At 51.7% G+C, this 23,051-nt stretch carries 22 protein-coding genes, 1 pseudogene and 1 other annotated feature (1 of these 24 running past the window's edge); of the genes and pseudogenes, 14 read left to right on the top strand and 9 right to left on the bottom strand.

Annotation, left to right across the window (positions count from 1 at the left end; translation table 11 throughout):
- Positions 1-11: 11 nt before the first annotated feature.
- From EIZ37_RS26360 to EIZ37_RS08930, 5 genes and pseudogenes are all read left to right on the top strand, one after another.
- Positions 12-557: pseudogene (locus tag EIZ37_RS26360) on the top strand (phosphate propanoyltransferase); the annotation flags it as partial.
- A gap of 54 nt (positions 558-611) precedes the next feature.
- Positions 612-1,751: an acetate/propionate family kinase gene (locus tag EIZ37_RS26355; RefSeq protein WP_328591350.1), complete on the top strand. Its 1,140-nt coding sequence runs from the start codon at positions 612-614 to the stop codon at positions 1,749-1,751.
- 116 nt (positions 1,752-1,867) lie between these two features.
- Positions 1,868-2,293, top strand: coding sequence for a S1 RNA-binding domain-containing protein (locus EIZ37_RS08940; protein ID WP_134684247.1), 426 nt, complete (start codon positions 1,868-1,870; stop codon positions 2,291-2,293).
- Between the two features lie 133 nt (positions 2,294-2,426).
- Positions 2,427-3,215, top strand: coding sequence for an alpha/beta hydrolase family protein (locus EIZ37_RS08935; RefSeq protein ID WP_407921129.1), 789 nt, complete (start codon positions 2,427-2,429; stop codon positions 3,213-3,215).
- Between the two features lie 168 nt (positions 3,216-3,383).
- Complete coding sequence (locus tag EIZ37_RS08930; RefSeq protein WP_167568759.1) at positions 3,384-5,771, top strand: putative bifunctional diguanylate cyclase/phosphodiesterase; 2,388 nt, start codon at positions 3,384-3,386, stop codon at positions 5,769-5,771.
- Positions 5,772-5,851: 80 nt separating this feature from the next.
- Here EIZ37_RS08930 and EIZ37_RS08925 read toward each other — a convergent pair whose 3' ends face one another.
- Complete coding sequence (locus EIZ37_RS08925; protein ID WP_134684245.1) at positions 5,852-6,250, bottom strand: hypothetical protein; 399 nt, start codon at positions 6,248-6,250, stop codon at positions 5,852-5,854.
- Positions 6,251-6,405: 155 nt separating this feature from the next.
- Between EIZ37_RS08925 and EIZ37_RS25895 the strand changes: the two genes are divergently transcribed.
- From EIZ37_RS25895 to EIZ37_RS08890, 8 genes are all read left to right on the top strand, one after another.
- The gene (locus EIZ37_RS25895) at positions 6,406-6,576 is read left to right on the top strand and encodes a hypothetical protein (RefSeq protein WP_167568757.1); all 171 of its coding nucleotides are present in this window, start codon (positions 6,406-6,408) and stop codon (positions 6,574-6,576) included.
- A 72-nt stretch (positions 6,577-6,648) separates the two neighbouring features.
- A complete protein-coding gene (locus EIZ37_RS08920) occupies positions 6,649-7,002 on the top strand; it encodes a response regulator (protein ID WP_134684244.1) in 354 nt (117 codons plus the stop codon).
- A 147-nt stretch (positions 7,003-7,149) separates the two neighbouring features.
- Entirely contained in the window at positions 7,150-8,385 is a 1,236-nt protein-coding gene (locus tag EIZ37_RS08915; protein WP_134684243.1) for a PucR family transcriptional regulator, read from the top strand.
- 133 nt (positions 8,386-8,518) lie between these two features.
- Positions 8,519-9,643, top strand: coding sequence for an alanine dehydrogenase (gene ald, locus EIZ37_RS08910; RefSeq protein WP_134684242.1), 1,125 nt, complete (start codon positions 8,519-8,521; stop codon positions 9,641-9,643).
- An 807-nt stretch (positions 9,644-10,450) separates the two neighbouring features.
- On the top strand, positions 10,451-11,539 hold the full coding sequence (locus tag EIZ37_RS08905; protein WP_134684241.1) for a quinone-dependent dihydroorotate dehydrogenase: 1,089 nt from the start codon (positions 10,451-10,453) through the stop codon (positions 11,537-11,539).
- Between the two features lie 97 nt (positions 11,540-11,636).
- Positions 11,637-12,563: a 2-dehydropantoate 2-reductase gene (gene panE / locus EIZ37_RS08900; RefSeq protein WP_134684240.1), complete on the top strand. Its 927-nt coding sequence runs from the start codon at positions 11,637-11,639 to the stop codon at positions 12,561-12,563.
- 32 nt (positions 12,564-12,595) lie between these two features.
- Complete coding sequence (locus EIZ37_RS08895; protein WP_134684239.1) at positions 12,596-13,531, top strand: 4-hydroxy-3-methylbut-2-enyl diphosphate reductase; 936 nt, start codon at positions 12,596-12,598, stop codon at positions 13,529-13,531.
- Between the two features lie 90 nt (positions 13,532-13,621).
- The gene (locus EIZ37_RS08890; protein ID WP_134684238.1) at positions 13,622-14,833 is read left to right on the top strand and encodes an MFS transporter; all 1,212 of its coding nucleotides are present in this window, start codon (positions 13,622-13,624) and stop codon (positions 14,831-14,833) included.
- Here EIZ37_RS08890 and EIZ37_RS08885 read toward each other — a convergent pair.
- Entirely contained in the window at positions 14,815-15,219 is a 405-nt protein-coding gene (locus EIZ37_RS08885) for a cupredoxin domain-containing protein (RefSeq protein ID WP_134684237.1), read from the bottom strand. The genes EIZ37_RS08890 and EIZ37_RS08885 overlap by 19 nt on opposite strands.
- A 121-nt stretch (positions 15,220-15,340) precedes the next feature.
- Complete coding sequence (locus EIZ37_RS08880) at positions 15,341-15,955, bottom strand: LysE/ArgO family amino acid transporter (protein WP_134684236.1); 615 nt, start codon at positions 15,953-15,955, stop codon at positions 15,341-15,343.
- A gap of 172 nt (positions 15,956-16,127) precedes the next feature.
- On the opposite strand from EIZ37_RS08880, the gene EIZ37_RS08875 reads away from it, so the two are divergent.
- Positions 16,128-17,861, top strand: a complete 1,734-nt coding sequence (locus EIZ37_RS08875) for a methyl-accepting chemotaxis protein (protein WP_134684235.1) — start codon at positions 16,128-16,130, stop codon at positions 17,859-17,861.
- Positions 17,862-17,939: 78 nt separating this feature from the next.
- On the opposite strand, the gene EIZ37_RS08870 is transcribed toward EIZ37_RS08875, so the two are convergent.
- The 6 genes from EIZ37_RS08870 to proB all read right to left on the bottom strand — a co-directional run bounded on the left by EIZ37_RS08870 (position 17,940) and on the right by proB (position 22,873).
- Positions 17,940-18,299, bottom strand: coding sequence for a spore coat protein (locus tag EIZ37_RS08870; RefSeq protein ID WP_134684234.1), 360 nt, complete (start codon positions 18,297-18,299; stop codon positions 17,940-17,942).
- Positions 18,300-18,312: 13 nt separating this feature from the next.
- On the bottom strand, positions 18,313-18,603 hold the full coding sequence (locus tag EIZ37_RS08865; protein ID WP_134684233.1) for a ferritin-like domain-containing protein: 291 nt from the start codon (positions 18,601-18,603) through the stop codon (positions 18,313-18,315).
- 55 nt (positions 18,604-18,658) lie between these two features.
- A complete protein-coding gene (locus EIZ37_RS08860) occupies positions 18,659-19,480 on the bottom strand; it encodes an isopentenyl transferase family protein (protein ID WP_134684232.1) in 822 nt (273 codons plus the stop codon).
- Positions 19,481-19,572: 92 nt separating this feature from the next.
- Positions 19,573-20,436, bottom strand: a complete 864-nt coding sequence (gene proC / locus EIZ37_RS08855; protein ID WP_134684231.1) for a pyrroline-5-carboxylate reductase — start codon at positions 20,434-20,436, stop codon at positions 19,573-19,575.
- Between the two features lie 13 nt (positions 20,437-20,449).
- Positions 20,450-21,727, bottom strand: a complete 1,278-nt coding sequence (locus tag EIZ37_RS08850) for a glutamate-5-semialdehyde dehydrogenase (protein ID WP_134684230.1) — start codon at positions 21,725-21,727, stop codon at positions 20,450-20,452.
- 21 nt (positions 21,728-21,748) lie between these two features.
- Positions 21,749-22,873 carry a glutamate 5-kinase gene (gene proB / locus EIZ37_RS08845; RefSeq protein ID WP_134684229.1) on the bottom strand — a complete coding sequence of 375 codons (1,125 nt, stop codon included), beginning with the start codon at positions 22,871-22,873 and terminating at the stop codon, positions 21,749-21,751.
- 45 nt (positions 22,874-22,918) lie between these two features.
- Positions 22,919-23,051: a binding site (T-box leader), on the bottom strand; it runs 111 nt beyond the window's last position.

Raw genomic sequence — 23,051 nt, 5'->3', positions numbered from 1 at the left:
ATGTGTTTTCGATGAAAGTACCTGTAGGGGTTTCAAACAGACATATACACTTGAGCCAGGAGCATCTCGATATGCTTTTCGGCCCCGGCTATCAATTGCGGAAGCTGAAGGATTTGAAGCAGTACGGGCAATACGCGGCGGAAGAAACGGTAACCCTGATTGGACCTAAAGGGAAAATTAGCAATGTGCGCATCCTGGGACCGCTGCGCAAGCAAAGCCAGGTTGAGGTTTCGCGGACAGACAGCTACCTGCTCGGCATTGATCCGCCGATCCGTGATTCAGGCGATTTGGAAAATAGTGCGAGCCTGACGATTGAAGGGCCACGAGGGCAGGTACACCTGGAAGAGGGAGTCATTCTTGCTTTTCGCCATATCCATTTTTCCTTGGAGGATGCGAAACGTTTCGGGGTGCACGATAAGCAGATGGTGGCAGTTGAAACCGGAGGGACGCGTTCCCTCATCCTTGAGAATGTCTTGTGCCGCGTTCACAAGGATTATCGCTTGGAATTCCATATCGATACGGATGAGGCCAATGCTGCAGGGTTAAGCACGGGCATGGAAGTGGAATTGATCGCCAAACCGGAGGAAGAGGAGAGCTATCAGCATCTGCGGCTGCAGGAGCGGCAGCTGGTGCTCGTGCTTAATTGCGGCAGCTCTTCGGTCAAATACAAGCTCTATGAAATGCCTGGCAGAAAACTGATTTCCTCCGATTATCTCGAGCAGATTAAGCGGGATGAATATGAAAAAGCGATCGCATCCATTTTTGAAAAGCTGCCATTGGATGATGTGAGTATTATTGCCCACCGGGTCGTGCACGGCGGTGAAGCGTTTAAACAATCGGTGATCATTACGGACGAAGTCAAACAAGAAATTGACAGACTCTCACGATTTGCGCCGCTGCACAATCCGATTAACCTGATCGGGATTGAAGCCGCGCAAAAGCTGCGTCCGGAGGCATTGCATGTCGCGGTATTCGACACGGCGTTCCATCAGACCATGCCGCCGTCCTCCTACCTGTACGCGATTCCTTATGAGTATTATGAGAAATACGGTATTCGCAAATACGGATTCCACGGTACATCCCATCGCTATGTGATGAACAGGGCGCAGGAGATGATGGAAATCCCGAAGGAAAAGCTGCGCCTGATCTCGTGCCATATCGGCAGCGGTGTCAGCATTACGGCGATCCGGTACGGGGAATCCCTGGATACATCGATGGGAATGACGCCGCTGGCAGGACTCTCGATGGGGACACGCAGCGGAAACATTGATCCAGGTATCATCCCCTATATCGAGGAGATCGAAGGTACGGACATCACCGGTGCGATGGATGTCTTGAACAAGCGGAGCGGCCTTTTGGGCGTATCCGGTCATTCCAATGATTTGCGTGATGTGATGAAAAAAGCGGAGGAAGGAGACCTGCGCTGCCAGCTGGCCATCGATTTGTTTACGACCTTGCTGCATAAGCATATTGGTCTCTATTTGGCACGTTTGAATGGCGTAGATGGTATCATATTTACCGCGGGGATCGGTGAAAATAGCCCCGAAGTGAGACAGATGGTTTGCGCCGGTCTGGAGTTCGCAGGTGTCATTCTCGACAATGAGGCCAACCGCAAGACAAAAGGGGAAGGGTTCATCAGCAGTCCGTACTCTCCGGTCAAGGTGATGGTCATCCCGACCAACGAAGAATTGGTCATGGCAACCGATGCGTATCAGATATACATCTCGTCCCCCGAAATCGCACTTGGCTAGCGAGAATAAGCAAGTTAGACGTTTCATAAAATGATATTCTCTGCTATACTTAAGGAATGAGGCTTCAGGAAGAGGTTCTCGATACTTTCTCGAAAAATAAAAGGAGTGCAAACTTAATGGCAGTACAAGTGGGAAGCATCATTGAAGGAAAAGTGACAGCCATCAAGCCGTTCGGAATGTTTGTCGCAATCAGCGAGACGGAACAAGGTCTGGTGCACATTTCCCAGGTGGCAAATGGTTTCGTAAAAGATATTAACGATCACTTTTCTGTTGGGGCCACTGTAAAAGTAAAAGTGCTCTCCATCGATGATGCAGGTAAAATCTCGCTTTCGGTTCGCGCAGCTCTGCCGGTTGAAGAACGTGAAAGCCGCGGAGAAGGACGCGAAGAACGACGCGGCGGAAACCGTGGTGGCGACCGTGGCGGTTATGGAAAACGTGTCGATAGCGCTGCTTCCTTTGAAGATAAGATGAAGAAGTGGCTGAAGCACAGCGAAGAGAACCTCGCTACCATTAATAAGAAGCAAGCGAAGCGCGGCTACTAAGAGCCATTAAATATGGTTTGGAGAAAGAGAGGAGGATTCCTCTCTTTTTCTTTTTCCCGCCAGGAAAAGTGACGCATACTACAGAAAGTCCTTCACTACACTGTAAAAACCGGTAAAGGAGACAAGCATGAGTCTGCAAATGGAATTGACAGTCGGAGTCATTGATATCCAAGAAGAATCGTCCCCAACACGAGGGGTTTCATTATACACCGTGACGTATTTGAGCGGGGGCTACAAGGTAAAAGCAGCATTGGCCATACCGGAGCGGGAAACGCCGATGCCAGCGCTTCTCTATTGCCGAGGCGGGATTAAGGGTGTGGGCAAAGTGCGACCGGAGCGCATTTGTCAGATGGCTGCTTTCGGTTACGTCATCGCAGCTCCCCATTACCGCGGCAATGAAGGCGGAGAGGGAAGGGACGAGTTTGGCGGGGCAGAGCGTGAAGACATCTACGCGGCGTATGAATGGCTGAGCAAGATGCCGCAGGTAATCACGGAGCGGATCAGTCTGTACGGGTTCTCGCGCGGAGGAATGATGGCACTACTGGCAGCTATGGAGCGAAAGCACTTTTTGGCGGCCGTGGTGTGGGGAGGTGTGAGCGATCTCTTCCTTACCTACGAGGAGCGTATCGATCTGCGGCGGATGCTGAAGCGGATCGTGGGTCATCCCCGCAAGCAGCATGATGCATATCTGGAAAGATCTCCTGTCTTTCACGCAGAGCAAATCAATTGCCCGATCTTGATCATCCATGGCATGGAGGACCAAAATGTAGGGGTAGGGCATGCCCTAAGACTCGCGGAAGCTCTGGAGCGCCATGAGAAACCCCACGACCTCTGGCTTGTGGAAGGCGCCAGCCATCTGTTTGAAGGGGAACAAATCGCATCGTATACGCGCAAAATGTTTGCTTGGCTGGATCAACAATAGATGGCGATTTCGACACATTGTATTCAAAATCGACAAAGGTGGGACTGACCGTTTGGTACAAAATACATAGACAATCACATACCAATTGGATACAATTAACATTGATATATACGCAGTTTTTGATAAAAAATGTCGGATGCTGTCATTCATGAAAAGGGAGTTGCCAAGATGCAGCAAGTGTGGTTCCGCAGGATAGCAATCCTCACTAGCGGTTTGATCCTGATCGCCAGTTATTTGTTGAGTGCTTTTTTTCAGCAGAATACGGGACTCCTGACCATTTCTGGAGCCCTGTTTAGCTGCGTGGCATTCTTTTTCGGAACCTATGGCTTGTGGATTGCGTACCGACAAGCAACCAGGCCTACTCGATCCATTTGGCTTTTTCTCATTTTGGGCGGCCTGTCCTCCCTTGTTGGCCATATTGGTTACTTTTCTTACCCCATCTACTACCAGACGCCTACTCCTGTGGGGAACTGGATTGATTATTGCTGGACGCTGCAGACAGCTTTTTACTTTCTTGCCGTCATTGTAGGAATCGCCCAAAATATTCGGATCCATCGCAATATTCGCCTCCTTTTTGACCTCCTGATCATCTTTACTGCCACGGTAACGCTGAGCTGGCACTACATCATACAACCTATCATTCAGGCGCAAGGCAGCCATGATCATGGTTCTTTCGTCTTAGCCCTCTCTGGTCCCATTGCCGACATCGGAATCCTGTCTGGAATCGTGAGCATTTTTTTGACTCCCAAAAGATTGTTTTCTGCAAGAACGCTTGCGCTGTTTGCTTTCGGCATGCTGATCCAGGTGATCGCCGATACCGGGTACCTCTTTCAAATCGCGAGCGACAGCAATTCCTACGCGGGATACTTTGCTCCACTGTGGTTGTTTGCTCTGCAACTGTACGGAATTGCCGGTTTGTACAGGAATGAGCATACGACGGATGAGGAACCGATCCATGCCAAGCCAATGGCGGAACGTGTAGGGGTCAAGGGATTTTTGCGAGTGACGATTCCTTACCTGTTTGTGCTGGCTCTCTTTAGTTCCATGCTTTTTCCATCTGGCCAGCTAACATGCTTGCTGATTGGTTCATTTAGCTGCATCCTGCTGATCATCATCCGACAGGTGATCATGCTGGTGGAAAACAATTCGCTATTGAACAAAATGCATCAAATGACAGAAGAGCTTGAGCAGATGGTAACCGAGCGTACCGATGAGCTGTCCAAAAAGAATCGGGAGCTCGCTGCGACCCTTGAGCAAGTCGAATATATGGCTTATCACGATTCCTTGAGCGGACTGCCCAACCGTCGGCTGTTTGAGGACCGTCTTGCCAATTCTTTAGCGCGCGCTAAGCGAAACGACGATCAGGTCGCTGTCCTTTTTCTCGATATGGATCGCTTTCGACACGTCAATGATAATCTGGGTCATGCCTTTGGGGATAAGCTGCTCATCCAGGTGGCGGCAAACTTGTATGAATGGATGGAGCAATGCGACACGATCTGCCGGTTAAGCGGAGATGAGTTTGCCATTTTGTTAGAAGGTTTTGAAGAGACGCATCAGATTACTGATATTGTTGAAAAGCTCATTCATCATTTCAATCATCCGCTGCGGGTCGAGGAACATGAGCTGCATTTTACGGCCAGCATCGGGATTGCCGTATATCCAAACGATGGACAGGACCCCGAGACATTGATCAAGCATGCGGAAACAGCCATGTATCGTGTGAAAAAAGCGGGAAAAAATCATTACCAGTTTTTCGACCCAACGATGGCGGACACCTCGCGCTTTGAGTTGGAACACGCTTTGCGCAAAGCATTAGAACGCCAGGAGCTGTTAGTCTACTATCAGCCTCGGGTCTGCACGAGCAGCGGAAGGATCGTGGGAATGGAGGCTCTGCTGCGCTGGCAGCGACCAGGCCATGGACTGATCCCACCTGGGGAGTTTATTCCATTAGCCGAAGAAACCGGGCTGATCATACCGATTGGCGAATGGGTCCTGCGAACAGCTTGCAGGCAGACCAAACGCTGGCAAGAGGACGGGGTGGCGCCATTGCGGGTGGCTGTCAACTTGTCTGCCCTGCAGTTCAAGCAGGTGGACCTGGTGGAGATGATCGGGCGCATCCTGGAGGAAACCGAGCTCCCGCCGTGTTATCTGGAGCTGGAAATTACGGAAAGCGTAGCGATGCAGGATGTGGAAACGGCCATTTCGAAGCTGAAGAAATTAAAAGAAATGGGGATTGAGATCTCCATCGACGACTTTGGCACGGGCTACTCCTCCTTGCATTATCTCGGGCAATTCCCGATCGATACGTTGAAGATTGATCGCTCCTTTGTCAATGAAATCACTCATAATACACATCATATGGCGATTGTCACAGCGATCACGGCCCTCGGGCACAGTCTGCAGCTGAAGGTTTTGGCGGAAGGCGTGGAAAAAGACGAGCAGCTCCACATCCTGCGCGATATCGGCTGCCAGGAGATGCAGGGCTACTACTACAGCCCACCCGTACCGGCCGATCACTTTCTCGAACTGGTCGTCAAACAAAACCCCACGCTCTGACCAAGAGGTGGGGTTTTATGCGTAAAATCAAAAGCTCCGCCAATGACATGACGGAGCAAGGTTGTCGCAAGGGAATGGAGCTAGAAGCGTTGTCCGCTTTGGAGTGCCCCTTGGTTTTCTGTCGCATGAGCTGCATGCTGAGATAACGGCACGCGGGACACAAGACCGGTATTTTGTGTGCCGTAAGGGTTGTAAAATTGCTGAAGCGATTGCACGGATTGCGGACTGATCTCGCCACGGAAAACAAGCGCAGCAGGCGAAACCACACCCGCATTCGCGGTATGGCGTTCATCATAAGAAGGCATATTGCTGATTTGGTTAGCACGGAAAGCGTGAAGCTGTGCTTGCTGCGCATGGTATTGTGCCTGCATGTGGTGAGCCTGAGCATGCTGCTGATGCAGAGCAGCATGGGTGCGATGAGCATTCACAACGTCGTGACCCGCATATTGCGTTGTATTCGTTGGGTAAGGTGATTGCATGGACAATTCCCTCCTGAGATGCACTTAAGGCTGATTTGGCGCAAATGCTGCCTTTACAAGTATGTCCGTTTCCCCATTTGAACATGTATAAAGCGTGAGGCGCGAGGGACTCTAAACAAGGAAGATCAAATACTAGTGAGGCGAAGGGAGAAGCTATGAATCGAGAGTATACAGAAATGCCGCCAGTTGAGATTCCCGACGAAATCACCCAGGTAGATCTGCCAGAATTTGAGGAATATACGCCACACCCTGATCCTTCCAGTCCGCAAGTAACGGGAAGCGGAGAACACCATTCCGGGAATTCCATCGGATTTTTAAAGAAATAAGGTAGACATTTCTCCGATTATCTGCAAAAGTATAATAGGGATAATTCGGAAAAGCTACTGAGGGGGAGAAGGATGGCCCGTATTTTAATCGTAGATGATGCAGCCTTCATGAGACATATGCTTTCGCAAATGGTGGCGGGGATACATGAAGTATGCGGGGAAGCAGCCACCGGTGTAGAAGCAGTGAAAAAGTATAAAGAATTGAAGCCTGACATCGTGACCATGGATATTACGATGCCGGATATGCAAGGCATTGATGCCGTTCGTGAGATCATCGCTTTTGATCCTGAGGCAAAAATCCTGATGTGCTCGGCAATGGGACAAAGAGCGATGGTACTGGAAGCCATGAAATCAGGGGCAAAGGATTTCATTATTAAGCCATTCCAAAAAGAGCGAATCCTGGACGCCATTTCGCGCTGGGTATAGCTGCATAACCTTTCAAAAAACTGCTGGTACAGCAGTTTTTTCGCGTTCATAGGCGATGTTCATATTCATGCTGCCGTCTACTTCTTGCTATAATGGTAAATACATAACTGGATGGTAAGCAGTTGCTGATAAAGGGTGAGAACGAACGTGAGTGTTCAACCTAACTATTTTGAGCAGTTTCAACATGTCGACATTGATGATTTGGCGGATGCCATCGGAGAGGTGCTGGAGAATCCGATCACGATAGAGGATGCCGATCATAAGTTAATTGCCTACAGCTCCCATGGAGAAAGCACGGATCCGGCACGCTGGTCGACTATCATGGGTCGGCGCGTTCCGGAAAAAGTGCTGACGCGTTTATGGAAGGAAGGGATCTTCCAACGATTGCTGACAGAGGATCGTCCTGTTCATATACCGGCGTTTGACGATGTGGGCCTGGGCAAACGGGTCGCGATTGCCATTCGCAAGGGAGAAGAAGTGCTTGGCTATATTTGGGCGCAGGAGGTCAATCGCCCCATCTCTACCGAGGATGATGAAATTCTCCGGCAGGCGGCACGGGCGGCCGTAGCCCGTCTGGTGCAGCGGCAGGGGAAACGGAAAGCGGAGGAGCAGCGGCGCAAGGACTTTTTTTGGGAGCTGCTGCTGGGCAATCCCGCAAGCGAGGCCCAGATCAGACGAAAAGCAGAGAGCTTGCACATGATCCTGCCGCAGCCTTTTCAAATCTGTATCATCGATGCGCCGAATGGCCAGCTCGATCGTTATTTTTATCCATTTATCATGAGAGAAAAGCTGATGTCGGTTAGCGATGGAACGCAGTTGATTTTGTTGATGGGCAAGATCTCGCCACAGCCGATCGACTCCGAGGCGCTGCATCAATCGACTGAACAATTTTTACGCGAATTGCTGGAGAAATGGGAACAACGCGGAGATGCAGGCAAATTGCTGGCTGGCTATGGTCAGGCCTATAGCAGCTATCAGGAGATGGGGCGAAGTTACCGTGAAGCGCTGCAAGTCATTAAGCTGAAGCGCCTGTTTGAGGCGGAAACCGCACAGATCTACGGTTATCATGATTTGGGCATTTATCGCTACCTGCTCCAATTGAAACGCTGGAGCGAGGCGGATGGATACCAAAATGTCCGCCTGCAGCGTCTGAAGCGGTATGACCGAGACAATCAGAGCAATCTGCTGGAAACATTGGAAACGTATTTGGATGCAGCGGGGAAGGTCAACAGTACGGCGCAGCGGCTCCACATCCACATCAATACGCTCAGCTATCGGCTGCGACGGATCGAAGAAATCATGCAGGTGGATCTGGATAATCAGAACCAGCGGACGGCTTTGTACCTCGATCTAAAGGCAGATAAGCTGGGCAAAGAGCAATAGTAGGAAGGTCATTTGTGAAAATCCACAAATGGAAGCAACCAAGGTTAACCGAATCAATGAGGAGAATCCTCTGAAAACACTATAAAATAAAAGAAACGAAGCTGATGATGTTTTCATGAGGAGGACGAGTTCGATGATCGTGGGTGTTCCCAAAGAAATAAAAAACAACGAAAATCGTGTAGCAATGACACCAGCGGGTGTAACCGCGTTGGTGCAAAGCGGCCATAAAGTGCTGATCGAAACCAATGCAGGTATGGGCAGCGGTTTCACAGACAGCGACTATACTGCACAAGGCGCACAAATCGTGGCGACTGCTGCAGAAGCATGGGCTGCAGATATGGTCATGAAGGTAAAAGAACCGCTTGCAAGCGAATATAACTATTTCCGCGAAGGGTTGATTCTCTTCACTTACCTGCACTTGGCTCCAGAGCCTGAATTGACTCGCGCATTGGCTGAGAAAAAAGTGATCGCGATCGCGTACGAAACCATTCAATTGGATAATGGCGCTCTGCCTTTGCTCTCCCCAATGAGTGAGGTAGCTGGACGCATGGCGGTACAAATTGGTGCGCAATTCCTCGAGAAGCCATATGGCGGGAAAGGGATCCTGCTGGGCGGCGTACCAGGCGTGCCAAAAGGCGAAGTGGTCATCATCGGCGGCGGTATCGTAGGTACCAATGCAGCGAAAATGGCCGTGGGTCTGGGTGCCAACGTAACGATCATTGACGTGAGTGCAGATCGTCTGCGCCAGTTGGATGACCTGTTCCAAGGCCGTGTACAAACGCTGATGTCCAACAGCTATAACATTGCAAATGCCGTGAAAAAAGCAGATTTGCTCGTAGGTGCGGTGCTCATTCCAGGCGCACGTGCTCCTCGCTTGGTTACAGAAGAGATGGTCAAAACCATGTCTCCAGGCTCGGTAATCGTAGACGTAGCTATCGACCAAGGTGGTTCGATCGAGACGATCGACCGTATCACCACACACGATAACCCAACCTATGTGAAGCATGACGTGATCCACTACGCTGTGGCGAATATGCCAGGTGCTGTAGCACGCACTTCCACACTGGCCCTGACAAATGTAACCTTGCCATACGCATTGCAAATTGCCAACAAAGGATACCGCGAAGCGATTGCAACCAACCGTCCGTTGGCGAAAGGTGTCAACGTGATCGATGGAAAAGTAACCTTCAAGGCGGTAGCAGAAGCACACGGTCTGCCATACGAGCCGATCGAAACTGTACAATTAGTGAAAAACTAATAATTTGTATAGTGTCTTTTTCCAAGCACGTTCCTTACAACACGAGGGGCGTGCTTTTTCGCGTATAAAGGGGCTGCGGTGGGGAGAGCATGTTTCGCAACTCCGCTTCATTCTCCGCCCCACAGTAAGCTGAGACTGTCCGCTCCACAGCGAATCGCAGGGGTCCGCAAAAGGAGTAGCCGCTCTGTAGCCTGGACACGTTGCGGACCTTTTTCCTGCGATTCACTGCTCCGCTGGGATNGGAGTAGCCGCTCTGTAGCCTGGACACGTTGCGGACCTTTTTCCTGCGATTCACTGCTCCGCTGGGATGGGCTCCGCAGGCGCTCCGTTTCGAAACATGCTCTCCAGCGTAGCAGAAGCTGTTTCAAGAAAGTTAAAAAAGATTGAATGAATGAATACGATGAAGACGGTCGTCGAGCTTTCATTCTTTCATCGTCCTTTATAAGCAACCGCCACGTGAGGAAGGGAAGAGAGGGACGGGCGGAGTTTTTGTCACACCTACAAAGGTGGAGCTTCCAAAAACGGTACACGCTTGTCGCGCAACCTCTACGTATGAATTGGCTTCCTCGAAACTTTTGCGTGACGTACCGTTTTTGGAAGCGGAACCGGACAGTCAACCCTCCCTTGCGGGTGGGACAAGTACGCAGTCCCGCCCTCTCTTCCCTTCCCCCACCACTTTGCTTGAACAAAATGTTGGTGCAGCTAAGTTTTCTAAGAGCGAAATTACCTATGAAACAAAGCCCTATGTCCAAACAGAGAAATATGTTATGCTGGTGGGCAGAGAAAAAGAGCACAGGAGTGGAAAGCATGTATCCGTTGATGAAACGCATTCTTTTTTCCATGGACCCGGAAGTCGCTCACGAACGGACAATTGAGCTGCTGAAACTGGTCGACAACAATCCGGCAGGGAAAAGGCTGCTGCAAGCAATGTATCAAATCCGAGATGAACGATTGAGCATGAAGCTGTGGGGGACAACCTTTCCGAACCCGGTGGGCCTGGCAGCTGGCTTTGATAAAAATGCAGAGGTATACCATGCGCTCGCCGCACTCGGCTTCGGCTTTGTCGAGGTGGGCACGATTACCCCAATGTCGCAGCCAGGCAATGAAAAGCCGCGGCTGTTTCGTCTGCCCGAACATCAGGCAGTGATCAACCGCATGGGGTTCAACAACCACGGCGCGTATGAGGCGTCGCAAAATCTGATGGACTACCTGTATGCGGACATCCCCATCGGTGTCAACATCGGCAAAAACAAAGTAACCCCGAATGAAGAGGCAGCCAGCGACTATGTCAAATGCATGGACTATCTCTACGCATACGGGCACTTTTTTGTGATCAATATCAGCTCCCCCAACACCCCGAATCTGCGCGATCTGCAAGAGACCAACAGCTTGCGTCAGCTGCTGCGTGCGATCAAAGGAAAAGCGAAGGAGCTGGAGATGAGGGGCATGCAGGCAAAGCCGATTCTGCTGAAGGTCGCCCCGGATATGTCGGACGAGCAGATGCGGGATACGGTGCAAGCGGCCGTAGAAGAAGGCATCTCCGGACTGATCGCCACCAATACGACGCTGTCACGCGATGCGGTGAAAGGCCACCCCCATGCGGAGCAGATGGGTGGATTAAGCGGGCGACCGTTGGAAGAGCGTGCGACTGCATGGATCCGAGAGATTTATCAGGAAGTAGGCAGCAAGGTCCCGATCATTGGCGTAGGCGGCATTTTCACTGGTGAGGATGCGTACCGAAAAATTCGCGCGGGGGCCAGTCTGGTGCAGGTATATACCGGAATGATCTATGAAGGACCAGGCATCGCCAAAAGTATCAACAAACAGCTCATCCGCTTGCTCGAACAAGACGGTTTTGCGCATATCAAAGAGGCGATTGGCGTAGACGCCAAATAAACAGCCGACGGAGGAATGGTCGCCGGTAGTACAGAAATATCCATATAGAGTAGAGGACTGCTTGGTCCGTAGACGATGAACGGGAGGGGAAAATGAGATGAAAGTGTTGGTGCTGGGAGCAGGTGCGGTTGGCGGTTATTTTGGCGGCAGGCTGGTGGAAAAGGGGGAGGATGTCACCTTCCTCGTACGGGAGAAAAGGCGTCAGCAATTGGCCGAGCGAGGGTTGAAAATCCAGAGTGTGCACGGCGATTATCAGTTTCAGCCAAAGCTGATCACCGCTGGCGAAGAAAAAGGGCCCTTTGATATCATTTTCCTCTCCACCAAGGCATACCATTTTGCAGATGCGGTCGAATCGATTCGCGATTATGTAGGTGAGCAAACGCTTGTGATTCCGCTGTTAAACGGGATTCAGCATGTCGCGCAGCTGCAGGAGCTGTTTGGTACAGAGCGTGTACTGGGAGGGCTTTGCTTCATTGAGACGACATTGAATGAAGAGGGAGATGTGGTCCAGACCAGCACGACACATGACCTGCTCTATGGGGAATGGGCAGGTGGACGCTCGAGCCGGACAGGGGCATTGGAGCAGCTATTCAGCGGGGCGCATGCAAGGTTCCGTTTGAGTGAAAACATCCAACGGGAAATGTGGCACAAATACCTCTTCATTACGACGTTTTCCGGAATGACCACTTTGATGAATTCGCCGATTGGTCCCATCCGAGAGGCAGAAGACGGGCTCCCTCTGATCCGCCAGCTGGCAGAAGAGGTTGCCGGAGTCATGCGGGCAATCGGTGCCCCGATCGCAGACGATATTGTCGACAAGCAAATGGAGACGTATGCCAAGCAAGGGTATGCGATGAAGTCGTCCATGCTGCGCGATATGGAAAAAGGACTTTCCGTAGAGGCTGATCATCTGCAAGGTTATTTGCTCCGGCATGCCGAGCAGCATAAGCTGTCGACCCCATTGCTACGAATTGTCTATAATAATCTGAAAGTCTATGAAATCAAGCGTTCTGCGCAGTTCTAAGGTATAATAGGAGAAAAAAGGAGGGGTGCACAATGGAAGTCATCAAAATCTCACCCCGCGGGTATTGCTATGGTGTAGTGGATGCGATGGTGCTTGCGCTGCGCACGGCGCAAAACTTTGATTTGCCGCGACCCATCCACATTCTCGGCATGATTGTACACAACTCGCATGTTGTTGAGGCATTTGAAAAGGAAGGGATCATCACGCTCGATGGTGAGGATCGCCTGGCGCTTTTAGATAAAGTGGATAAAGGAACCGTCATCTTCACCGCACATGGGGTCTCTCCGGAGGTCCGCAAGAAAGCGCGGGAGAAAGGGTTGACCGTCGTGGATGCGACTTGCCCGGATGTGACCAAGACGCATGAGCTGATCAGGGAAAAGGTAGCGGACGGGTACCATGTCATCTATATCGGCAAAAAAGGCCATCCTGAGCCTGAGGGGGCCGTGGGAATCGCACCCGACCATGTTCATCTGGTACAGACCCTGGACGAGGTAGAGGCACTGTCGATGCCGAGCGACCGATTGATCGTGACCAACCAGACCACGATGAGCCAGTGGGACGTCAAGCATTTGATGGATGCCATTATCAAGCGCTATCCGCAGGTGGAAGTGCATAATGAAATTTGTCTGGCTACCCAGGTGCGGCAGGAAGCGGTAGCGCAGCAGGCGGGGGAAGCGGACGTATGCATTGTCGTGGGAGATCCGCGCAGCAATAACTCCAACCGCCTTGCTCAAGTATCCGAAGAGATCGCAGGTGTTCCGGCTTATCGCATCTCGGATCTGTCGGAGCTGGATATCGAGTGGCTGAAAGGAAAGAAAAAAGCAGCCGTGACCTCGGGGGCATCGACACCGACGCCGTTAACCAAGGAAGTCATCGCCTTTTTGGAACAGTTCGACGAGGCGAGACCGGAAACATGGGAAAAGCAACGGACCGTCAATATGAACAAGATCCTTCCTGCTGTCAAGTAAGGAAGCGTGAAGAGCAGAATGTAAGGCTCCGCCAGATTTTTGGCGGAGCCTTTTCGAGAAAGCGACAGAAAAGAGATAGGGGATAGGGGAATGACCAGTTCGCAAGCAAGGAAACAGGGAGACGGACTTGAACGTGGAAGCACTTACTTTGCCATCTGCGGGTATTATTTGTTTACATATTATGCCCTCGGAGCGTTTTATCCGCTGATTACACAATACTACAAAGCGATCGAGCTGACGGGGACACAGATTGGCTTGATCAGCGCGGTTACGCCGATCGTATCTATGATCGCGCAGCCCATCTGGGGCATGATCTGTGACCGTTATCAGATCAGAAAGCCGGTCCTGATCTTGGCACTGCTGGCAGCTGCAGCCGCATCCCTGGTTTTTACGACCGTCACTTCCTTCGGGTGGGTCTTGTTTCTTTTCATGATTTTCTCGTTGTTCCAATGTGCGGTGAACCCGATATCGGACAGCATGGCGCTGACCTATGCGAAGGCTAGCAATGTCCAATTCGGCAGCTTGCGTTTGTGGGGGGCGGTCGGCTACGCAGTTGCCGCCTACTTCACAGGACTCGCGGTAGAAGCATGGGGCCATCCGGTCATCTTCTACTTTTTCTGTCTTGCCTATGTGTGTGCCATTCCGTTTTTACGCGGCATTCCGGGGCAAGCGGAAGGAACAAGATTCAGCGCAGGCATCTTCTCCGGGATGAAGGAACTGCTGCGTCTACCCCGCTTTGTCTTGTTTCTGATCGCCTGCTTTTTCATTTTTGGTTCGGTCAATGCCAACAATATCTGGTTTGCCCTTTATTATCAGCATATTGGCGGCAGCATCGCCGGGATCGGGTTGGCCTTCCTGCTGTTTGCGGGAAGTGAAGCGCCCTTCATGAGGATCGCCGGGGCGGTGATTCGCCGACGCGGGCTGGAAATCACGATTTTGCTGGCATCGGCTGTTTCCATGCTTCGTTGGCTTTGGTACGGCACGACCCCTAGCACCACGATGATTATCGCGTTCTTCTTTTTGCAAGGGATCTCTGTTGGATTCTACTTGGCTTCCGCCGCGCAATTCGTCCGGGAAAATACGCCCTCTTCCTTGCAAGTAACGGCGTTAGCGATTTTTTCCTCGGTAGGTCAAGGGCTGGGCAGCATGACCTGTAATCTCATTGCCGGTGTGATCGCGGATAACTACGGGATCGTAAGCGTCTATTGGTTTTTCGGCATCGCGACCTTGATCGGACTGATTCCGCTCTTGCTGATTACGTTTGGCCCTTTCAAGCAGCGGCCCTATTCGATGGACAACTGACCGCTGTAGCCTGTTTCCGGAATGCCGGAAGGGTTGGAGATGAAGGGATAGACCCCTTTATGCAAGGACTCTTCTAGGATCAGGGAGGTCGATTCCCCTGGTTTTAATGTCGCGGAATGAACGTGCAGCTTCACGATGGAGAAATTATGCGGACGTGTATCCTGATTGACCACCATCAGCGTAATTTTTTCTCCAACCCGCTTGCTCAATTGATTGGGGAGAAAGCCCGCTTGCGTAATGCTGATGGTGCTCATCTTCTGCTGCAGCACAGTGGCTGACGGCTGGTTGGTGGAAGTGAAGCTATGCAGCCCGAGCAGGATGAGAATCAAGAGCAAAGCGATAAGCGGATGACGAAGCTGAAATAACCGGGTGAGACGAATGTTCATGATCGAGTCAGCTCCTTCCAAAATTACGTTTCTTTAGCTATAGAATGTCCAAACATGAACGGAGCATAACCAAAAACCCTGTTACTCATGTGGTAACAGGGTTTTTGCTGCTTTCCCTCGGCTATGAAGCGACTAACGATGCGGCCATATAAAGAGCAACTCCCCAGATCAGGAGCGCCGAAATTCGATTTAACCGGTGGATCAACCGTCCCGTACGATCCAGCGTTCCCGCGATGCGGCCTGTTATCGCCAGCCCGAAAAACCAGAGCCATGAGACGAGAATGCAGGCAATCAAAAATGACCATTTTTCCGCATCCGCATAGCCAAGCGAGCTTGTTCCGATTACTCCGATGGTATCGAGGATGGCATGCGGGTTGAAGAGGGAGACCGAAGCGGCAAACATCATCTGCTTTTTCGCCGAAAAGCTTTCTTGCGCCTGTCCGTCAAGCAGCGGCTTGCTTTTCCAGGTTAACCATCCCATATAGGCTAAAAAGAAAAAGCCGATCACATACAAAGCGGTTTTTAGCCAGGCAAAAGTAAGCACCACCAATGAAACGCCCATGACGGCAAGCAGAATCAGCAAGGTGTCGCAGAGCGCCGCGGTGATGATGACAGGCAAGACACGAGCCAAGGTCGGTTGCCTAGCCCCTTGATTGAATACGAATACGTTTTGGGCACCTAGCGGCAGGATTAAGCCAAAAGCCAGAATGATGCCGTGAAAAAAAGCTGCAATCACGATGAATCCCTCCACACAAGCTGTTCTTTCCCTAGCTTAACGAAAAGTACTACCTGTGTCTCCAACCAATTGGAAAAGAAAAAGACCGACCAAGTTTTTTTATGGTGGAGGTTTCCAGTCGATTTTTATAGGGAAATAGGTAGTTAGATATATAAATGGGGAGGATGAAGAAATGAAGCACAAGAGTCTGGGAACGAAAATTACCTTTTTAGCGGCAGTAATTTTGTTGCTGGTTCTTACCCTGAATGCGATTGTTTTATATATCAGTATTGGAAAAAGTGTGGAGCAAACCATCGCTTCCTTTAGTGTGGAAACTGCAAAACACTTTGCGAAACAAGTAGACGCGAAAACCTACCAAGCATTCCTGCAAAAGAAAACGGAGGATGAGAACTACTGGGAGCTGCGGCTGCAACTCAATGAGCTGCGTGAAAAGTCAGGAACTCTTTATGTGTACACGCTTGGCTATGAGGGCGATCAGGTCCAGCTGCTCGTTGATGCCGCACCGCGTGACACGGAGGCGGCGCCAATTGGTGAACCTGCTTCGGTCAATACCTTCGCAGATATCGAGCCGGTCTTGAAAGGTGGTACCAACAGCACATCGATTGTCCATGACCCCCAGTACGGGGATTATCTCTCGGCATTTGCACCGATAACAGATGAAAGCGGCGCGGTTGTGGGGATATTGGGGGTAGATATCGATGCTTCCAAAGTTGAGGCAATTACCGATACGGTGAGGCAGGAACGAATGCTTCTCAGTATAAGCATCAACGTCCTTCTGACCGTGCTGGCCTTGGGTGTGCTCTTTTTCTTCTTCAGACGTTTTTTAAAGCCGCTTGGTTTTTTAAGCAAGCAAGCCGACAAGATCGCAAAAGGAGAACTCACTACTTTTCACTATGCATACAAAAGCAATGATGAGATCGGGTCTATCCTTCGCTCCTTCCAGCGCATGGTGGAACAGCTGCGAACGCTGATTGGCGATGTCAAACGCGCTTCCGGAACCATTGACAGCATGGCGATGCATATCCGGCACGAAGCGGACGAAATCCGGCAACAAGCCGGCTCCATAGAAGTAGCCAGCCAAGAGATTGCGAAAGGGAACGAACAGGCAGCCTCCTCCGTAGAAGGAATCGCCAAGTTGAATGCAGAGTTTCTAACGAGGATTGAGCAAGTCCAGCAACGTGTATCTGCCATAAACGAAATCGGCAAAGATGTATTGCATACGGGAAATACCAGCTACCGATCCTTGCAGGAATTTTTACGGCAGGGGACAGAGACGACCGAACATTTTGCCAAGGCACATAAGAGCATGGAGACGCTGACCACCCGATCGGCTCAAATCAACCATGTGATATCCACGATTCAGTCCATTGCCAGCCAGACCAATTTGCTTGCGTTGAATGCGGCGATTGAGAGCTCAAGGGCAGGAGAAGCAGGGAAGGGCTTTGCGGTCGTGGCCAATGAAGTGAGAAAGCTGGCGGAGCAAACAGCAGAAGCAACGAAAGGGATTCAGCAAAGCATTCAAGAAATGCAGAGCGAGGTAGGCAGGGCAGAGGAGGAAATGGCCCAGACGCTGCAAAAATACGAAGATCAGACCGGCAAGATTGATCAGGTGACCAAGAATATTGCCAATCTGTCTGATCTCACCCAGCAGTTGGATCAGTCCGTGGATGTCGTGATGAAGCATATGGGAGAGATGATTCATTTCCAAGAGGTTGTCAGTGGGGAGGTTTTGTCGGTGACGGCGCTTTCCGAGCAGACCGCAGCTTCTGCCGAAGAAGTGACGGCCACCATTCAAGATGTGGCAGCCAATATTGGGAAATTTCATGCTGAGATCAATGAAGTCACGGATGCCATTCAGCAGCTGCACAAGAAAACCGAGGAATTCGTTGTTGATCAAGAAAACTAAGACATAGGCAGTAAAAAAGGACACCTGCGGGATACGAGCAGGTGTCCTTTTCCTTCTATATGGCAGCGCAGCCTAAGCCTAGTAAGGAAACTGGCTGGAATAACCGCTGAACTGCTGATAAGCCTTATCCAGCTTTTGCTGATCCTCCGCTTCCAATTTGTACCATCCTTTTTGAAACATCAGATTGTACATATTGCGCGCGGATTGGTGGGTTTCGTTCAGGATGCTGAGCAGCTCGGAATGCAGCTGTTGATGGCTGGCTTCCCATACGGCGACATTGAGACCCTCCGCCAGGTATTTGCTGGTGGAAAGCGCATCATTGATAAAATCACGGTCATTCATCTGCGGGCTTTTTACCTTTGGCAGCTGACCGGATTGCGGATTGGCAATCGTGTTTTGGTTTTGCTGGGATTGCTGCTGCATTTGTGTCTGGTACATTTTGGATTCCCCCCTATTGTGTGCGCGGCAGGCTGGACATCACTGCCGTATTGTTCACTTGAAGGTGGCTCAACAAACGTTGAAAATGGCGCTGGTGCATCTGGCCGGCTTGGTCCAACGCTTGTTTGATTTGGGGGTCTTGTACCTGCTGGGCATAAAAATGAAACTTTTTAAAGGCATCCAGCTCCCAGGAGAGGGCATCCTTTAAATAGGAAAGATCCTTGGTTGAAATGGCGCGCGGCGGATTGGGAATCGGCACATTCGCCTGTGCTTGAGGAATGGTCGGCGTGTACGTTGCGAGCATAGGTGCACTCCTTTCAAAGTAGGGTACACCTTTAGCATGAGCAACGGAGAGCCAATTATGCTTGCTCAACCGGGAGCAGCTGTACGGAAAGCAGCTGGATATCGATGCTTTCCGGAGCAATGTTGAGACAGTAACTGACTTCCTCAAACAAGAGGTGCTGCAGCTCGCGCAGGATCGGATGTACAGGCTGGCCGAACGGAATCCGCAGGGTGAGGGATACCGTCAAGCGGGGGAGATCCTCAAAGCTGTACTGCGTTTTATGCACCCGCACGATTTCGGGAAAGCGATAGGCAGAGATTTGTACGATTTTCTTCAGCACTTGTTCATGGATCTGAATGCGTCCGCCGGAGAAGGACGGGTGGACCACTGTTGATTCCCCGATCACTTCTTTTTTGGGAGAAAGGATTTTCTGGGCGGAAGTAATCAAGCGCTGGAAGAGATCCTTTTCGACTTCGACACGTGGAATGGGAATGACGTGCTTGCCCAGTGTTTCCCGGACATAGCGGGCAGCCTCTATCTCACGCGCAGGTTTGATGGATTCGATGGAGATGAATTCGACTTGACCTGGCAGCCCCAAGGCATCCTGAATGCGGCGAATCATTTTTCGCGACGTGCCGAGGATGAGCAGACGTTCCAAGGAAAGCCTGGCCAGAGCCTGACGCACTTCATCCGCATGATCGTTATAAAAGAAAATGGCCCGTTTGACCGCTTGTATTTTGGTTTTCTCATATTTGGCAGAAGTGCCTGCAATTTTACGCCCCTGGTAGATAAGGATGCCGTCATCGATGATCGCATCAATACCGAGACGATGCGCCAGTTCGATCGCGCTGGAGCTTTTGCCGGTTCCGCTTGTGCCGTACAAGGCGTAGATATGCATCCGAGGTCCCTCGTTTCCTTGCAAGATCGTCTATGTCACTCCAGTATAGCATGGACAAGGGGATGGGGCGAGGAAGCGTGAGCAGCTATGAGCTATGATATCGAAGTATTCTCGTGCTGGGCACCAAGCTCGCGGGCCCGCTCGGCCGCACGAAGAATCGCTGCAGTGACGGCTTCCTGAAAACGATAGGCTTCCAGCACCTCAATGCCCGCCTGCGTGGTACCGCCTGGGCTGGTGACTTTTTTGCGCAAGACAGCGGGTTCTGCCTGCGTATGCTGGAGCATGTGGGCGGCCCCAAGCAAGGTCTGTACCGTTAATTGGCGGGACATCTCCGCGGAAAGGCCGGCTTTTTGCCCTGCGAGCTCCATCGCTTCCACCAAATAATAGACATAGGCAGGACCGCTTCCGGATAAGCCGGTCACGATGTCCAGCTCAGATTCGGGAAGGGGAAAGACAGAGCCGATCGAAGTGAACAGATGGTAGGCGAGGTCCATGTGCTTTTGTTCCGCAAAGCGTCCAGCAGCCACTCCTGTAGCCGACAGACCGATGGCGGACGAGGTGTTGGGCATGGTGCGGATGATGGGACAATCGACACCAAGCCAGCTGCCGAGCAAATCGGTCGGAACCCCAGCGATCAGAGAGATGATCAACTGGTCGCTGCGGACGATTCCCCGCAGAGCGAGGCATGCTTCACGGGCATCTTTCGGCTTCATGGCCAGAATCAAGGTATCACAGCTGGCCAACATCGCTTCTTTATCGCGAGTAGGATGAACGCCAAAGCGCTCCTGCAAAAATCGCAAGCGTTCATCGTCTCCTTGATTGGTCACGTATATATGATCAGGATCAAGCAAATGTTGTTTGCAGATCCCGGTCAGCATGGCTTCGGTGATGGAGCCAGCACCGAGAAAACCGAGCCGAAGCTGTTGAATGCTTTGCTGCAGACTTGCTGTACTCATGTGCCTTCCTCCTTTAGCGAATTTGACCGCTCCCGCGGACGAGATACTTGCAGGAGGTCAGGGCAGGTAATCCCATAGGACCGCGCGCATGTATTTTCTGGGTGCTGATCCCGATCTCCGCTCCAAAGCCAAACTCGCCCCCATCGGTAAAACGGGTAGAAGCATTGTGATAAACTGCCGCCGCATCGACTTGGGAGAGAAATTGCTCGGCATGAGACGAATCGCTGGTCAAGATCGCCTCGGAATGGCCAGTGCCATGGGCTGCAATATGTGCAAGAGCTTCCTCCAGCGAAGTGACAGTGCGCACAGCCAGGATGAGATCCAAATATTCGGTATCCCAGTCTTCCTCTCCGGCGGCAATCATCAGATGGGCAAGCTCTGGATGCTGGCTACGCGTGCGTTCGCAAGCGCGGATTTCCACGCCAGCATCATGAAGACGTTGCAGCAGGCGCTTTTGCATGGCATCTGGCCAGTCTTGATGGAGCAGCAAGGTTTCCGCTGCATTGCACACCGCCGGGCGGCTCGTTTTGGCATTAAGCACGATGGAAGCAGCAAGCTCATATTCGGCGCTTTCATCGACAAAGAGATGGCAATTCCCGACTCCGGTTTCCAGCACAGGGATGCTGGCGGTACGGACCACCCGTTTGATCAGCTCGGCACCGCCGCGCGGGATGATGACGTCGATCAGGCCATTTGCCGTACACATCAGGTCGATCGCTTCATGCTCGACCAAAGCGAGATATTGGACCGCATCAGCCGGAAGCTGCAAGGACGTGAGAGCCTGACGGATGCTCTGGGTCAGCGCCTGATTGGAATGCAGGGCAGAGCGGCTGCCGCGCAGCACGATGGCGTTACCTGTTTTCAGAGCAATGGCGGCTGCATCTACCGTTACATTGGGACGGGCTTCATAGACCATGCCGATGACTCCGAGCGGCACGCGGACTTGCTCGATCAACAGGCCATTGGGCTGTGTCCAGGAAGTGATGATTTCCCCGATCGGATCAGGCAGGGAGACGAGCTCTTCCAGACTGCCGGCAAGCGATTCGATCCGGGATTCGTTCAAAAGCAGGCGGTCCCGATAGCTTTTCGGCTGCATAGCCGCTGTGGCTGCTTGCATATCCTTCTCATTTGCCGCCACAATCAGGGCAGCGTCTTGACGCAGCTGGGTGGCTATTGCAAGCAGCAATCTGTTTTTCTCTTCCGTGGACAATTGCGCGAGACGACGTGATGCTTCTTTCGCCAAGCGCGCTTGGGACATGACTTGTTCGCGGAGCATACTGGTCTGGGTCATGGTTTCTCCTCCCTATATCTCTTATTTGGCTTGCGAAAAAGGGGACTGAGACAAATGTGAAATCCATTGGTCGCGATGAATCACGGTACTGCTTCGCTTGCTTTCGGCCGGAGCGATGAGCAGTGCCTGCAGTGCGCCAGCTGAAATCTTGGCGACGCCTCGCCCGATCAAATGCTCTTGATGATAGACCTCGATGACTTCGCCTTCGGAAAAATGGCCGAAGACCTCTTGGACGCCTGCTGCGAGTAGGCTGCGCTGGTTGTGGAGCAGGGCTTCGGCTGCGCCGTCATCGACCCTGATCTGCCCGTGGATAGGGGAATGCAAGGCGATCCACTGCTTTTGCTTCGGCAAGCTATGCGCATGCGTCTGTGCTTGCAGGTAACCCACGTAGGTGCCGTTGCCGTGTCCGGCTACGATGGAGCGCAGATCCTCTTCGCCAGTCATTTGGCCGATGAAGGCGGGGATGCCGAGCCGTTGTGTCGTTTTGGCGGCAATCAGCTTGGAGCGCATCCCGCCGGTACCGAGCTGTGAGGCATCTCCGGCGAGCTGTTCCATTTCTTCGGTGATCTGTTCCAGATACGGGATTCTGACCGCATCCGCATGCTTTCGCGGATCTTTATCGTAAAAGCCATTGGTATCGGTCAGGATGATATAGAGATCGGCATGGACGAGTCCGGCCACCAAAGCGCCGAGCATATCGTTATCGCCAAAGGTCAGCTCGGCGACAGAGACGGTATCGTTTTCGTTAATTACCGGAATGATCTGTTTGTTGAGCAAAAGGGAAAGCGTCTGAAAAGCGTGATCATAACGCTCGCGATCGGAAAAATCGCTTCGTGTCAGCAAAATTTGGGCAATCGTTTGCTGATGGCGGGCAAACAAGGTGGAGTAGTTCTGCATCAGGACGCTTTGGCCAATCGCTGCTGCAGCCTGCTTGCCGACAAGCGTGCGCGGTCGCTGCTGATACCCCAATAATTTATAACCGCTGGCCACCGCCCCGGATGATACGAAGACGACTTCGTGGCCATCTTCCTTCAGCTTGCTGATCGCGGCGACCAGGCGTGACATTTTTTCCGGATCGCATCCTCCTTGTGGCAATGCAAGCGAGCTGCTGCCTGCCTTGATCACCACACGCATTTTTTCCTTCATCCTTGTACCCTCCTTTCGGAAAATAAAAAAACCCCATCATCCTTGTATAAGGACGAAAGGGTTTGTATCATGCCTGATATCTTTCGCGGTACCACCTTACTTGACAGCCTGAGCGCGCTCAGGGCTATCCGCTTTCTTTCTTTGGTAACAGGTGAAAGAAACCTGTCCGGGTTATCCC

The organism is Brevibacillus migulae (assembly GCF_004521915.1).
Classification (GTDB): domain Bacteria; phylum Bacillota; class Bacilli; order Brevibacillales; family Brevibacillaceae; genus Brevibacillus_F; species Brevibacillus_F migulae.
This window is presented reverse-complemented; position numbering and strand designations above follow the sequence as displayed.

Excerpts from the sequence above, each read along its gene's own strand:
- EIZ37_RS08930 (WP_167568759.1), top strand. The coding sequence starts at position 3,384 with ATGCAGCAAGTGTGGTTCCGCAGGATAGCAATCCTCACTAGCGGTTTG.
- EIZ37_RS08865 (WP_134684233.1), bottom strand. The coding sequence starts at position 18,603 with ATGCTCGCAACGTACACGCCGACCATTCCTCAAGCACAGGCGAATGTG.
- EIZ37_RS08870 (WP_134684234.1), bottom strand. The coding sequence starts at position 18,299 with ATGTACCAGACACAAATGCAGCAGCAATCCCAGCAAAACCAAAACACG.
- EIZ37_RS25895 (WP_167568757.1), top strand. The coding sequence starts at position 6,406 with ATGAATCGAGAGTATACAGAAATGCCGCCAGTTGAGATTCCCGACGAA.
- EIZ37_RS08940 (WP_134684247.1), top strand. The coding sequence starts at position 1,868 with ATGGCAGTACAAGTGGGAAGCATCATTGAAGGAAAAGTGACAGCCATC.
- EIZ37_RS08925 (WP_134684245.1), bottom strand. The coding sequence starts at position 6,250 with ATGCAATCACCTTACCCAACGAATACAACGCAATATGCGGGTCACGAC.
- EIZ37_RS08895 (WP_134684239.1), top strand. The coding sequence starts at position 12,596 with ATGGAAGTCATCAAAATCTCACCCCGCGGGTATTGCTATGGTGTAGTG.
- EIZ37_RS08860 (WP_134684232.1), bottom strand. The coding sequence starts at position 19,480 with ATGCATATCTACGCCTTGTACGGCACAAGCGGAACCGGCAAAAGCTCC.
- EIZ37_RS08850 (WP_134684230.1), bottom strand. The coding sequence starts at position 21,727 with ATGACCCAGACCAGTATGCTCCGCGAACAAGTCATGTCCCAAGCGCGC.
- EIZ37_RS08885 (WP_134684237.1), bottom strand. The coding sequence starts at position 15,219 with ATGAACATTCGTCTCACCCGGTTATTTCAGCTTCGTCATCCGCTTATC.
- panE (WP_134684240.1), top strand. The coding sequence starts at position 11,637 with ATGAAAGTGTTGGTGCTGGGAGCAGGTGCGGTTGGCGGTTATTTTGGC.
- EIZ37_RS08905 (WP_134684241.1), top strand. The coding sequence starts at position 10,451 with ATGTATCCGTTGATGAAACGCATTCTTTTTTCCATGGACCCGGAAGTC.
- EIZ37_RS08875 (WP_134684235.1), top strand. The coding sequence starts at position 16,128 with ATGAAGCACAAGAGTCTGGGAACGAAAATTACCTTTTTAGCGGCAGTA.
- ald (WP_134684242.1), top strand. The coding sequence starts at position 8,519 with ATGATCGTGGGTGTTCCCAAAGAAATAAAAAACAACGAAAATCGTGTA.
- EIZ37_RS08890 (WP_134684238.1), top strand. The coding sequence starts at position 13,622 with ATGACCAGTTCGCAAGCAAGGAAACAGGGAGACGGACTTGAACGTGGA.
- proB (WP_134684229.1), bottom strand. The coding sequence starts at position 22,873 with ATGAAGGAAAAAATGCGTGTGGTGATCAAGGCAGGCAGCAGCTCGCTT.
- proC (WP_134684231.1), bottom strand. The coding sequence starts at position 20,436 with ATGAGTACAGCAAGTCTGCAGCAAAGCATTCAACAGCTTCGGCTCGGT.
- EIZ37_RS08920 (WP_134684244.1), top strand. The coding sequence starts at position 6,649 with ATGGCCCGTATTTTAATCGTAGATGATGCAGCCTTCATGAGACATATG.